Origin of the sequence: Acinetobacter sp. C26M (assembly GCF_023702675.1) — a bacterium.
Classification (GTDB): domain Bacteria; phylum Pseudomonadota; class Gammaproteobacteria; order Pseudomonadales; family Moraxellaceae; genus Acinetobacter.
The window spans coordinates 2619822-2632778 of sequence record NZ_CP098478.1 but is presented as its reverse complement, the minus strand read 5'-3'; the positions used below and the strand labels follow the sequence as shown (position 1 = coordinate 2632778).

Annotated in this window: 12 protein-coding genes and 4 tRNA genes; 10 read left to right on the top strand and 6 right to left on the bottom strand. The window is 38.5% G+C overall.

What is annotated here, in order from left to right; all coding sequences use genetic code 11:
* The first annotated feature begins 11 nt into the window (after positions 1-11).
* Complete coding sequence (locus tag NDN11_RS12095; RefSeq protein ID WP_171551984.1) at positions 12-515, top strand: hypothetical protein; 504 nt, start codon at positions 12-14, stop codon at positions 513-515.
* A 113-nt stretch (positions 516-628) separates the two neighbouring features.
* Here the strand turns inward: NDN11_RS12095 and NDN11_RS12090 are convergent, their stop codons facing one another.
* From NDN11_RS12090 to NDN11_RS12075, 4 genes are all read right to left on the bottom strand, one after another.
* Positions 629-1036: a hypothetical protein gene (locus tag NDN11_RS12090; RefSeq protein WP_167249146.1), complete on the bottom strand. Its 408-nt coding sequence runs from the start codon at positions 1034-1036 to the stop codon at positions 629-631.
* A 24-nt stretch (positions 1037-1060) separates the two neighbouring features.
* Complete coding sequence (locus NDN11_RS12085) at positions 1061-1978, bottom strand: DMT family transporter (RefSeq protein WP_251109779.1); 918 nt, start codon at positions 1976-1978, stop codon at positions 1061-1063.
* On the bottom strand, positions 1975-2553 hold the full coding sequence (locus tag NDN11_RS12080; protein ID WP_251109778.1) for a TetR/AcrR family transcriptional regulator: 579 nt from the start codon (positions 2551-2553) through the stop codon (positions 1975-1977). The genes NDN11_RS12085 and NDN11_RS12080 overlap by 4 nt, the downstream gene beginning before the upstream one ends.
* A 144-nt stretch (positions 2554-2697) precedes the next feature.
* Complete coding sequence (locus NDN11_RS12075; protein WP_251109777.1) at positions 2698-3240, bottom strand: HPP family protein; 543 nt, start codon at positions 3238-3240, stop codon at positions 2698-2700.
* A 91-nt stretch (positions 3241-3331) separates the two neighbouring features.
* Between NDN11_RS12075 and NDN11_RS12070 the strand changes: the two genes are divergently transcribed.
* On the top strand, positions 3332-3892 hold the full coding sequence (locus NDN11_RS12070; protein WP_167249155.1) for a TetR/AcrR family transcriptional regulator: 561 nt from the start codon (positions 3332-3334) through the stop codon (positions 3890-3892).
* Positions 3893-3964: 72 nt separating this feature from the next.
* Here the strand turns inward: NDN11_RS12070 and NDN11_RS12065 are convergent, their stop codons facing one another.
* On the bottom strand, positions 3965-5065 hold the full coding sequence (locus tag NDN11_RS12065) for a DUF6670 family protein (RefSeq protein ID WP_251109776.1): 1101 nt from the start codon (positions 5063-5065) through the stop codon (positions 3965-3967).
* Positions 5066-5166: 101 nt separating this feature from the next.
* Complete coding sequence (locus tag NDN11_RS12060; RefSeq protein ID WP_004808306.1) at positions 5167-6057, bottom strand: ATP-binding protein; 891 nt, start codon at positions 6055-6057, stop codon at positions 5167-5169.
* Positions 6058-6231: 174 nt separating this feature from the next.
* Between NDN11_RS12060 and NDN11_RS12055 the strand changes: the two genes are divergently transcribed.
* The 8 genes from NDN11_RS12055 to NDN11_RS12020 all read left to right on the top strand — a co-directional run bounded on the left by NDN11_RS12055 (position 6232) and on the right by NDN11_RS12020 (position 12757).
* The gene (locus tag NDN11_RS12055) at positions 6232-7740 is read left to right on the top strand and encodes a DUF3336 domain-containing protein (protein ID WP_251109775.1); all 1509 of its coding nucleotides are present in this window, start codon (positions 6232-6234) and stop codon (positions 7738-7740) included.
* A complete protein-coding gene (locus NDN11_RS12050) occupies positions 7715-8533 on the top strand; it encodes a protein kinase domain-containing protein (protein WP_251109774.1) in 819 nt (272 codons plus the stop codon). The genes NDN11_RS12055 and NDN11_RS12050 overlap by 26 nt, the downstream gene beginning before the upstream one ends.
* 106 nt (positions 8534-8639) lie before the next feature.
* Positions 8640-8724 (top strand) — tRNA-Leu (locus NDN11_RS12045).
* A 68-nt stretch (positions 8725-8792) separates the two neighbouring features.
* Positions 8793-8866: transfer RNA gene (locus NDN11_RS12040), tRNA-Trp, on the top strand.
* 147 nt (positions 8867-9013) lie between these two features.
* Positions 9014-9098: transfer RNA gene (locus NDN11_RS12035), tRNA-Leu, on the top strand.
* A gap of 67 nt (positions 9099-9165) precedes the next feature.
* Positions 9166-9239: transfer RNA gene (locus NDN11_RS12030), tRNA-Trp, on the top strand.
* Between the two features lie 571 nt (positions 9240-9810).
* A complete protein-coding gene (gene astA / locus NDN11_RS12025; protein WP_251109773.1) occupies positions 9811-10854 on the top strand; it encodes an arginine N-succinyltransferase in 1044 nt (347 codons plus the stop codon).
* Between the two features lie 451 nt (positions 10855-11305).
* Complete coding sequence (locus NDN11_RS12020; RefSeq protein WP_251109772.1) at positions 11306-12757, top strand: amino acid permease; 1452 nt, start codon at positions 11306-11308, stop codon at positions 12755-12757.
* Positions 12758-12957 lie beyond the last annotated feature (200 nt).

The window sequence follows — 12957 nt, the reverse complement described above, 5'->3', positions numbered from 1 at the left end:
GGAGTTGTAAGTTGAAAATTTCTTATATTTTTACATGTGGTCGATTAGAGTCTTTATTTAAGATTCTTTGCCTCACTCAACAAGGTGAGAAAAAGGTCGAGTCAAAAGAAAAGGTCGTTGAACAATATAGAAAAGACATCGCTTTAGGACGTCCTTTTGAAGAAACTGAACTTTATCAAATAATTGAGAAAAGTGAAGAAAAAATTGTCATTAACCGCTTAAGTAATATTCTTCGAGAAAAACCTACTCAGCAGAAGAGCAGCTTTGATGCAGACGAATATAAAACAGGTGCATGGTCTGAGTTTAATGATTATAAGCTAGCCGTTCGATTTTCAAATGCGAAAACCGAATTAAGTGAAAAGCACTTTGCGAAAACTGGTGAATACATGACTAGTCGTGGTATTGCAAAGTTGACTGGTTTTAATCCAAGTAACATTAAAAACATGTTGCATCATAAAAGAAGCGTAGTGAGAAAAATGCTCACGACCTTAGAGAAGTTAGCAAAAGAGTATTGATATTTAAGCTCTAGAAGCGATGCAGAGAAAATCTATTTCTCTGCATCTATAAAAAGTCTGTATCCAGTGCCTAGGTTGTATTTTGCAGAAAATAGGACGGCATCTTTGTTGTATTAAATAAAATGGTTGACGCATAACTTAATCTTTTTAAGCGATAAGTTTGTGCATCCATGACGAATACATTTTTCTGCTGAAAATCCTGCATGGCTAAGAACTGCTAGGAATTGTTTTACTGCTTTAACCTCTTGTTCTGATAAGAGATGATTAGCAGCATTTAATTTTATGCCTAGAATTGGGCAAGCATCCTCAGTAGGCGAGCACTCAAAATACCACCATTGTTGACATTCTGAACATTGATAGCAAGTTCTAGAGTAGTCAAAAGAAGGAGTAGTCTCATATGTAGGACTTTCCTCTCTGAAGTAGTGTGGAAAGTTGTTGCTTGCTTCAAAATCAAAACTAAAAAGATTGGTAAATTCATCGGGACATGCAAAAAAAGATTTTACATTTTGACATTCACACATTTTAGCCCACTTAGTTTCACAAAATTAATTTGCTTTATCGGTTTTAGAGAGTACAGCTAGACAAACAAAAATCAGCACCATACCAACCCAACCAATGGGTGCTAATTGCTCGCCAACCAGCAAAACGGCAAACAAAGCTGCAACCAAAGGTTCAAATAACGTTAGCGTGGTCGCGGTACTAGCTGAAATGGTCTTTAAGGCATAGCCAAATAACAGATAACCGAGAAACATTGGGATTAGCATCATATAACCGACAACATACAAATTCACAGGCTCATCAAAAAGATTTGAGCCAGTAAAAAATAATGTTGGTAATAAGATTAAAGCACCGAAGCCAAAAATTAATCCCATTGAAGCCTTTGAGTCTACCCCACGATCAATCATTTTCTTAGCAGCCCAAGAATATAAAGAATAAGTGAGTGCTGCGATCAGCCCGAGAATAATGCCAATAGTTTTTTGATCTGTCGCAATAGTGCGTGCAGATGCTTGGGAATGTGATTCGCCAATCGATAACAATAAGACACCAGCGACACCAAAGACAAAACTGATAAACCATTTTCCAGAGAGTGCTTTTTTATCAAAGAACTTTTCCAGTAGTGCAGTAAATAAAGGGGCTGAGCCAATTGAGACGACCGTACCAATGGTGATCCCCGCCATACGCATTGACGAATAGAAAGCCAATGGATAAATCGCAACAGAGACCATGCCAATCAACAGTAATGAGTAGTAAGAGCGAATTTGTGGTAAATGACTACGGATATTTTTATGCGCCAAGAGGGCTTGTAATAAGCCACCGCCACCCATTGCGATTGCACCAATCGCTAAAGGACTTAGATTTGGGGCATAAGAGGCGGCTGTGCCTGTAGTACCCCATAAAATAGAGGCAACTAAAACAGCAATAAAACCAGAATGAGCACTGAGGCTAGAAGAGGTGGTACTCACTTCGAAACCTCTTGTTCCAATAGGTTTTGAACCATTTGTTTTGCAGCAAATACTTTATCGCTTGAACTTTCTAAACCTGCACGGGCAATCGAGCCTTCCAAGATAAATGAAAGCATCAGCGCCAGTTCTTTAACTCGTTGAGGGTTGATGCTAAGTTGCTGTAGATGATTCGCTAAAATCGTTTCAATTTCATCTTTATGCTGTTTAACCGCCAAGCGTTCAGGGCTATGTGCAGGGAATTCTGCGGCTGCATTGAGTAGGCCACAACCACGAAAACCTTTTTCATAAGCAAATTCGGCATGATCTTGATAAGCATCAAAAACCGCCAAAATACCATCGATTGGGGTTTGGATTTGAACTTTTCTCTTTTCGTATAAATCCAGCCATTCTTGATGGCGTGCTTCGATATAGCAGGTGATTAGATCTGATTTGGTGGCAAAGTTATTGTACAGCGACATTTTTGCCACATTGGCTTTCTCTGTAATGCTATTGATGCCTGTATTGCTAATACCATCGTTATAAAACAATGTCGAAGCTGCATCCAAGATTTTTTGTTTTGCTGATTTCGAGCTCATAAGAAAATATATTTATATATACCGACCTACCTAATTTTATTGAAAAGTAAATTATTTGCAAGGAGAAATTGGAATTTCATTGAAACTTGATTAAGAGGGGGCATCGATTAAAACGCTGAAATTGCGCTTTAATCGATAGATGGATTATTCGATATTTTTCTTACTGTGGATAAAAGCCAATCCATACACAGGCCATTTCTTTTCTGATTTAAGGTTATTGACCAGCCATGCGACCAGCACCAAAGCAATTGAACCTAATAGCACGGGGAAAAATAAGAAACTCCAGTGGTATTGAATGGTATTGGCTGTTAGCAAAATTACTAATGGATTTGCCCCAGCGGGGGGATGAACACAACGTAAAAGTTGCATGGCTGCGATGGCACAACCGACAGAAAGCGCAATGCTCAAAGCAGACGTACCAAAAACTTTAAGAAACAGTAAGCCAATAAAAGCCGAGACAAAATGTCCCAAAATTACATTACGAGGTTGAGCCAAAGGTGATTGTGATACGGCGTACAAGATGACACAGGTTGCACCAAAAGGCGCCATGATAAATAGATTGTGGGTGAATTTACTAAGCAGGATTAAGATCAATATGCTTAATGTGCCACCAATTAAACTTCTTATAATATCAATGGATTGAGGTAAGGGAGCAAGATGTTCTCTACCGTTGAATAAAGATAACATGGTGATCTCACGACTAGGTTGCTTTATGGCGATAATAGAACTAAAATTATAAATAGTACAGATCTGTACTATTTATAATGAGTAAATTTTTATGTCAAAGTCTGCTGATAAAATTTTGCATACCGCAGAAAAATTATTTTATGAAAATAGTTTTGTTGGGGTCGGGGTTGACCTTATTCGAGATGAATCTGGCTGTTCAAAAACTACGATGTACACCTATTTCAAAAATAAAAATCAATTGGTGAAGTCGGTCTTGGAAGCACGGGATGAAAAGTTTAGGCAGCGTTTATTGGATTATGTGGCGGAGGCAACAGGGCGAGAGGCATTGAACAGGTTGATCGATTGGCACTTATTATGGTTTCAAGAAGATAACTTTAAAGGATGTTTATTCGTCAGAGCTGTGGCTGAGTCGCATTTGGGTGATCAAGACATCATCTCCGTATCTAAAGAACATAAAGTTTGGATTAGAAACTTGATCACAGAATATTTGCAATCTTATTCAAAGGCAGAGATGTTGGTTGAAGTGACTTATACGCTAATTGAAGGACTCATTAGCCGTTTTTTGGTCGAAGGTTATGATGCAAAAGTGGCAGCGGAGATTAAATATTCAGTCAATCAAATGATTGATGTATTTGATCCAGCAGCACTTTAAAGGTTAGTCGGGAAACTGTTCTATCGTATGTGAGTAAGCCTTTGATCGATTACAAAGGCTTACTGTTCTTATTTACTGTTTAAATGCGCTTTGATCTTCTACATCCACATATTCGATATAACCTCGACCTTGAACAGGGGCATTTAAATATTCACCTGTGAAGGTATAAGCACTGGCATAGCCAATGCCATGACCATAACGGAAAGGACTATCAATTTCTGCAGTGATATCTAAAATTTTCTGATCAGCATCGTCTTTGACAGACCAAGAGAACAATTGCGGTAAGCGCATTTTCTTACCACTTGGTGAAACATAATCATCAACTTGATGTGCAATCACCTTGAATTCGACATTGGTATAGACTTCAGCAGGCTTATCGGTATGTCGAACATGCAAGGTATAGGCTGCTGGTTGACCCAAAATATCAGCTTTTGTGAGTAATAATTGGGTGGTATCGGTTAAGTTGATAATTTGATAGGTAAAGAAATCGAGTGGTAATTTATACGGTTCAGGTAACAGCTTTTTCACCACGCCATGTGCACCTGTAGCGCGGGCATATTCATAGGTACATAAGCCTTCGGCAGGCGTGACTTTCCCTTGATATTCAAGCTGACCTTTGAAGTTTGCCAATAAACTAAAATGATCATAAATCGGGGTTTTAATAAACCATGAGATTTTATCGGTGACATCTAAATCAAATTCAAAGCTGAGCCCATGGTAGGCACCTTTGAGATGAATATTTGGTAGAGTTCCTTGGATAGAAACTTCTTCACCGAGCTCAATGGTTGTTCCATTGTCTTGAATATTGGTCTGTTCTGGAATGATATAGGCTTTGAGTAGATGTTCATCTAGCGCCGCAGTACTAGAGAAAAACGTTGCAGTCTTTCTTGGGTCACCTAAGGTAATATCATCATGGTCAAACGCAAGCGCCCCTGGTGTACCCAGTAAGATCATAATATTTAAATAACGATGAGGCTCAGGCAGCAGAGGAAAGAAGATTCCATAATGTGTCCAGGTATAAAAATTCCCATCAGTGCGTGGGCGAATGATGTCTGGTTCTGAAAATGGTGTTGTTGAATATTTTACGGCTTTATCAAGCGTACCTTGTGCCAATAACAGGCTTTTACCCAAAATTTTGCTGGTCAGGGATGTCGGTGGCAATTGTTTCATCATCTTGTTTCCTAAACTCAATCCATGCTGTGACAGCTAGATTATGAGAAACAATTGCCTATGCTAAGCGGAAATAAGGACAAAGCTACGGCTTTTCAGGACATTTATGCAGAGGCTTTGTTCGACAATTTTTCTAGATTTTGAGAGCCAATCCAGTGCTTTGAGAACTGATAGGCTGCGCGTCCAGAACGCTGACCACGTGCTTGACACCACTTCAGACTTTCACCACGAACCAGATCGTTATAGTCCAGGCCTGCTTTCACAATGTAGTGCTCTACAATTTGTAAATACAACTGCTGATCCATGGGATAGAAGGAGAGCCACATTCCAAATCGATCCGAGAGCGAAATTTTTTCTTCAATCGCTTCTTGTGGATGTAATTCGGTGTATTGCGGTACATCAACCTTACGTACTGGTGTGTTTTCGTGCATAAACTCAGGCAGTAAATGACGACGGTTACTGGTTGCATAGATAATAAAATTGCTTGAGCCAGATTGTAGTGAACCATCTAAAACGCTTTTTAGACTACGATAATTTTCATCTTCGGCATTGAAGGCCAGATCATCACAATAAACGATGAATTTTTCAGGACGATGTTCAATCAGCTTTTGAATTTTGGGTAAATCAGATAAATCATCACGCTCAATTTCAATCAAACGTAAGCCTTGAGTGGAATACTCGGTGAGGAGCGCACGTACAATCGATGATTTTCCAGTACCACGAGAACCTGTCAGTAAAACATCATTGGCAGGCAGGCCATTCAGGAACTGTAAGGTGTTTTGGATGATCTTGTCTTTTTGGCGCTCAATGCCTTTTAAATCTTCCAAATGCATTTTTTTAGGTTGTTGTATGGCGACCAGTTGCTGATTTTCCCAACGGAATGCGATTGCTGAAAAGTCAGTGGGTTGCTTTGGTGCAGGGAGAACTTGCTGAAGCTGTGTTAAAACACTCGATAGCGATTGAAGAATAGATTCGGGTAAATCAAGGATAGCCATACATATAAACCAAACTCAATGATGAATAGGGATACTATCACTGCTATTACCGAAATAAAGAAAATATCATCAGAAATATCGAAATAAATCGATTTTACCCTTGATTGTTGTGGCTGCTTTTTGCATTGTATAGGTGCAAGAAGATAAAAAATAAGCTGAAAATCAGGATCGCGAATGTTCAATAGAGTTCAAGAGAAAAAGAATACATATCAGACACATAGAGTTGATGTGTTGCAAGAACGCTTAAGACATGCCAGTTCTTATACCGAATGGAAAGAAATTGCACTTAAACTGGATGAAGAATCAGGTCATGAAGCATGGAAATATGACAATGAATCGCCTTATTATGATGCGGAAATTTTATCTAAACGCTATAACTTATTAAAAAAATATCGTATGCAACATCGGACCCTCGATTTGATTTATGTATTACGAGAAGGGCTGTCTTATGACTTTGCCAATATTGGGCATCCGATGTTATTTGCACAGACCTATATAGGCACTAAAAAAATCATTGAAAACTATGTTGAGGAAATGAGTGATTGCTTACGTTACTTGGCTTCGAGTGAATGTATTACCTTTCAACTAAAAGAAAAAATCCAGTTTTTTGAAGAATGTCAAAAGGCCTATGGTCAACCTGCGGTGATGTTTTCTGGAGGCGCAACGCTAGGTTTATTTCATACAGGGGTGTGTAAAGCATTAATCGAACAAGATCTCATGCCGCAGGTTTTATCAGGCTCGAGTGCAGGGGCAATCATGACGGGAATGTTAGGTGTTTCTACACCAGATAAAGTTCCTGAATTGTTGCAAGGAGAACATTTTTTTAGTGATGCATTTAAATTTAGGAAAGTTACTGAGCTATTGAAGGTGAATGGTGGTATTGCCGATGTGATGTATTTGAAACAATTCCTGATGCAGAACTTGGGCGATGTCACTTTTGCAGAAGCTTACCAGCAATCCAAACGTCATATTAATATCGTGATTGCACCATATAACACAGCGCAAAATCCGCGTATTATGAATGCACTGACTGCACCGAATGTATTGGTGTGGAGTGCAGTCTTGGCTTCTTGTGCGGTGCCTGTGTTATTTCCACCTGTGCATCTGACCAGTAAGCGTTATGATGGGCAACATACGCCATATCTCGCCAATACCAAATGGGTGGATGGTAGTATGCGCAGTGATTTTCCGCAGGAAAAGATGGCTCGGCTCTATAATATTAATTACACCATTGCCAGTCAGGTCAATCCGCATATCGTGCCGTTTATGCAAAGTGATACCGAACGTTTCCGCAGAGATGTACTCAGTTGGCCTGAACGGATTGTGCGTCGTCAAGGTAAAGCCATTGCAATGGAAGTCATGGATTTAACACGCAGCCATATGGGGGGCTTCTTTCCGATTCGTCGGGTATTGGATCATGGTTATGGCATTTTGGGGCAACGGTATTATGGCGACGTCAATATTATTGCCAAATATGGACTCAGACATTATAGCTATATGCTGAAAAACCCACGGCCAAAATTGTTTAAAATCTTGCAGCAAGAAGGTGAGCGTGCCACATGGCCGAAAATTGCTTCTATTGAAATACATGCACGAATTGGAAAAACCATTGAGCATTGTCTAATATCGTTGCGGAAGCAGGAAGAAAAGCAGCAGAATGAGTTTTACTACGTGGACCTCTAATCCAAAGATTCAACTTAACGATCTAAACTTAGTGATCAAAGCGCAAAGTTATGCCTTTGGGCGACGTGTCTATACCTTCCAAGTTGATCAACAACTGTATTGGCTGAAATTTCATGCGACCAATGATCAGCCTGTTTTGGCACAGGCTTTCCAAAGAGAGTTAGCTTTTTATCAGCACTGTCAGCAATCAGAACAACAGTTTTTATTACCATTCCAAATGATTCCATTACGTCATTTTGTAAATGAATTAGATCAGGATGGAATAGGGCTGATCACAGTTGATGCGCATGATTTTTTTGCTGATGCTCCTATTTTTGAGAATATTGAACAAATCAAACAAAAGATATTTTTGGCCTTAGATGCGCTGGATGCATTACATCAAGTCGGGTGGGTACATGGCGATTTGAAAGCAGAACATTTTCGTTTCTATGAAAACTCATGTCGGCTGATTGATTTTGAGCAATCTTTTCAGATGGGGCATCCGATTCACACTCTAGATGCAACACCACATTATATGGCGCCAGAGCTTTTTCAGGGGGTTGGGAAAAGTATTCAAAGTGATTTGTATGCCTTGGGGATTATTGTGTATGAATGGCTGACTCAATCTCGATTAAAGGCGAGTACTTATCACGATTGGGCAGTATTGCATTGCCAGCAACTACACATTCAACTTCCAAATGGCTTTGAAGGTTTTTATCCTTTACTTAACGGCCTCCAGCAAAAGCATATTAAACAACGCTTTAATTCAGTTTTAGAGGCAAAAGATTGCCTAAAACGACTAGAAACGTTGTAAAAGTAAACATAAATGTGTGATTTGAATATTATCTGTTCATTTGAATGGTTTTTTTAATAGAAAGACTTGTCAGAAAGTATGTTTCTCACTAATATGCATACCCATCGGGGGCGTGGCGAAATTGGTAGACGCACTGGATTTAGGTTCCAGCGCCGCAAGGTGTAAGAGTTCGAGTCTCTTCGCCCCCACCATATTTAAAAAGCAAGAGTATCTTGCTTTTTTTATGATTAAACGAAACAGAGTTTAATCATGTGGTTATAGAGGATTGGTGTAATGGTAGCATGACGGTCTCCAAAACCGTTCGTCAAGGTTCGAGTCCTTGATCCTCTGCCAAATTCAAAGGAACTTTATTTAAAGTTCCTTTTTTTGTGTCTGCTATTTCTATCTGTATATTAAAAAAGCATTAGCTTTCATAAACATAGTTTTTTTATAAAAAGGGCTTGTCAGTAGAAAGGTTTATCTCTAATATACACACCCATCGGGGGCGTGGCGAAATTGGTAGACGCACTGGATTTAGGTTCCAGCGCCGCAAGGTGTAAGAGTTCGAGTCTCTTCGCCCCCACCATATTTAAGAAGGTAAGTATTTCTTATTTTCTTATGATTAAGTCAAATATGATTTAATCATGCAGTTTAGAGGATTGGTGTAATGGTAGCATGACGGTCTCCAAAACCGTTCGTCAAGGTTCGAGTCCTTGATCCTCTGCCAAATAAATAAAAAAGCCCTTGTGAAAACAAGGGCTTTTTTATGCTCTGCAATTTATCTTAGATAAGATCTATTTTTCGAACGATTCCTTATATTTTTTTATTGCTTAGCGTGCGAGTAAACTTTGGTTTGAACTTGGTGTCTTGTTTTTTGATTTCAAACCTTTGAGATACGATTTAAATTTTAATTCATTCCAAAAGTGAAAAATAATTTTCATATTGTCACTGTCAATAAATAAAATGCTAAAAAACAGCTCATTTTTTGCTTAATTTAAAATTTTTTGTGCCAATTAGTTTTTGAATAATAGAGTAATCAGCAGAGCTGTTTATCGATTTAGATTATTCAAGTTAGATTTCAGCTTAATGAAAGAAGTCATAAAAAAGACTTACATAAATAAAGCCAGCTCGGTCATTAATGAGCTGAGACTAGGGAAAAATTTAAGAATTAAGGAATAGCAAATGTCGGGATTGTGCGCGGTTCAGCATAGAAAAAATGAATTGGATGTCTTACTCAAGAGCACAATCAGCGGAGCCTGTGTCTCGTTTGTTCTGATTGAGAATAAGGGGAAATAGACATGATGATGATTCGTTATATCAAACAAAAAGATATTCATGATCTTTACCACTTAGCACAGAAAGCAGGCTTTGGTTTAACCTCTTTGCAACCAGATATGGAAATACTGGCTGCGCGGATTGATCGGGCGATTAAAACGGTTGAAGGCAAACTGGATAAGTCGGAGCAGGGCTATTTATTTGTACTGGAAGATACCTCACTGCATAAAGTGGTTGGTGTCTGTGGAATAGAGGTTGCCTTAGGCTTAAAAGAACCTTGGTATAATTTCCATATCGGCACACAAGTTCATTCTTCTGAACCCTTGAATGTTTATAAATCATTACCGACCTTGTATCTGAGTAATAACCACACCAACTGTAGCGAGTTATGTACCTTATTTTTAGATCCCGATTACCGTTTAAATAAAAATGGTAAGTTTTTATCTAAGGTTCGGTTTTTGTTCTTATCAGCCTTCAGGCAGTATTTTGAAGAAACTATTGTGGCTGAAATGCGGGGCTTTTCTGATGAAAATGGCCGTTCACCATTTTGGGATGCGGTCGGTCATAAATTCTTTGATATGGAATTTACCAAAGCAGATTATCTAAGTGGTACAGGCAAAAAAGCCTTTATTGCGGAACTCATGCCACGGCATCCACTTTATGTCGATATGTTGCCTGATGAAGCGAAGGCGGTGATTGGAGCCGTTCATCCTAATACCGAACCCGCGTATAACCTTTTGATTGAAGAAGGGCTACGTTATAAGGGTTATGTCGATATCTTTGACGCGGGTGCAACCTTACAGGCTGATATCGAAAATCTAAGAGCCATCAAAGACAGTCATGTGTTGACTGTTCATATTGAACAATCTGATCTGATTATGCTCGGTGATGAACCTTATATTGTCGCCAATGATGATTATGAAAATTATCGCGCCATTTTGACCTATAGCCAGCCAGACTCAAACCAAGTGACGTTGAGTGTAGAACAAGCCCATCAATTACATGTGAAAGAGGATGCATCGGTACGTTTGCTCAATATTAATATTGCAAATCAGAACAAGCGTTGATGGGCTATGTATAAGTAGAAAATTCACAGATTTAGATGTTAATTCACAGCGTTTATACTGTGTTTTTTAGCCATATTCTTTATTTATATCGATGCATAATTTTTTACTATCCTCGATATTCATATTTTTCTAAGATGGAATGAGATTGTGATAATAGAGTATATTTCATGTTAATTGGGTATTAATTAGGCGAAAATGAAAAGCATCATCTTTAACTCGTTTGGGGATGAGATATGATGCTTGCGGCTAAGATACTTTTGATCAATAACAACAGGTTTTAGTGCCTAGAAAAGGGATCTAATACGAACCATTTACAAGTGAGGTGGATTAATTAAATTATTAATTTCAAAATAATTTTATAAAAATGGAACTTTTAAATTAAAGCATTTTAAAAATATTTTATTTTTATTAAGCATTTATAACGGTTGCTGCAAACTGGAGTAAGGATGACATGAGTCAGAATAAAGGAAAGCAACTTCTGGATGAAGATTTGCAGGAAAGTTCGCAAGATGAAGAAAAATTACAACGCTCGCTGACCAATCGTCATATTCAAATGATTGCAATTGGCGGTGCAATTGGTACAGGTCTATTTATGGGTTCAGGTAAAACCCTAAGTATTTCAGGTACCTCAATTGTTTTAACTTATTTAATTATTGGTTTTTTCTTTTTCTTTGTTATGCGGGCAATGGGTGAGCTGCTGCTGGCAAATACCAACTTCAAAACATTTGCTGATTTTGCGACGGCTTATATCGGTCCTTGGGCAGGTTTTTTCCTCGGTTGGTCTTATTGGTGTAACTGGATTATTACTGCGATAGCCGATGTCATTGTGATTGGGGGATATATGCAGTTCTGGTATCCTGATATTCCAGTCTGGATACCTGCATTTACCTCGTTGGCTATTCTGACCATACTGAACTTTGTTGCTGTTCGAATGTTTGGTGAGCTGGAGTTTTGGTTTTCGTTAATTAAGATCTCCGCCATCATTCTGTTTATCCTTGCGGGTATTTATTTAATCAGTACTGGCTTTACCTCACCCAATGGCGTTAAGGCATCTATGAGCCATGTATTTGAAACTCAATCGATGTTTCCTTATGGCGTCACAGGCTTTTTAGCGGGTTTCCAAATTGCGATTTTTGCCTTTGTGGGAATTGAATTGGTCGGAACCACAGCTGCTGAAACTAAAGATCCGCATAAATCTCTGCCTAAAGCCATCAATTCGATCCCATTACGTATTTTACTGTTCTATGTTGGCGCGTTGATATGCATTATCGCGGTCACGTCTTGGGCAAAAATTTCACCTGAAAAAAGTCCATTTGTTGAAATGTTCACACTGATTGGTTTGCCGATTGCTGCTGGGCTGGTTAATTTTGTCGTTGCAACTTCTGCCTTATCTTCTGCAAATAGTGGCATCTTTGCGACCAGTCGTATGCTCTATGGTTTGGCGTTGGATAATGATGCACCAAAGAGTTTTAGTAAATTATCGAAGAAAAAGGTACCTATTCGAGGCCTTATCTTTTCTATGACCTGCGTTACCATCGGGACTTCTATTTTATTTATTGTGCCGAATGTCATGACAGCGTTTACGATTATCTCAGCACTGACTTCAATTCTATGTGTATTTACCTTTATGCTGATTATCCTGTCGTATATTGGCTATCGTAAAAAATTTCCAGAGTTACATTTACAGTCTAAGTTTAAAATGCCTGGCGGTTTGGTCATGGCATGGCTGACGATGCTATTTTTGGTATTTACAATTGTGATCCTTGCTTTAGATCACGATACCCTTATTGCATTGGGGCTTTCACCAGTGTGGTTTATTGGTTTGTTGATCGCTTATCGTTATAAAAAGAAAAAGATGTTAGAACTGAATATTTTAAAGGCAACTAGAGCGGATTATGTTTAAGTGGAATTAATTTACTACTACATTCTGACTCATATTAAATAAAGCAGAGCTTCGGCTTTGCTTTTTTACATTATTTTTAGAGTTAGAGCATTTGAAGAATGTTTTATATCTATGAATATAAAAAGTATTATTTTAAACCAAGAAATAATGGTGACGAAAAATGTCATAAACAGACAATACTGTATAGACAGAGGTGTATT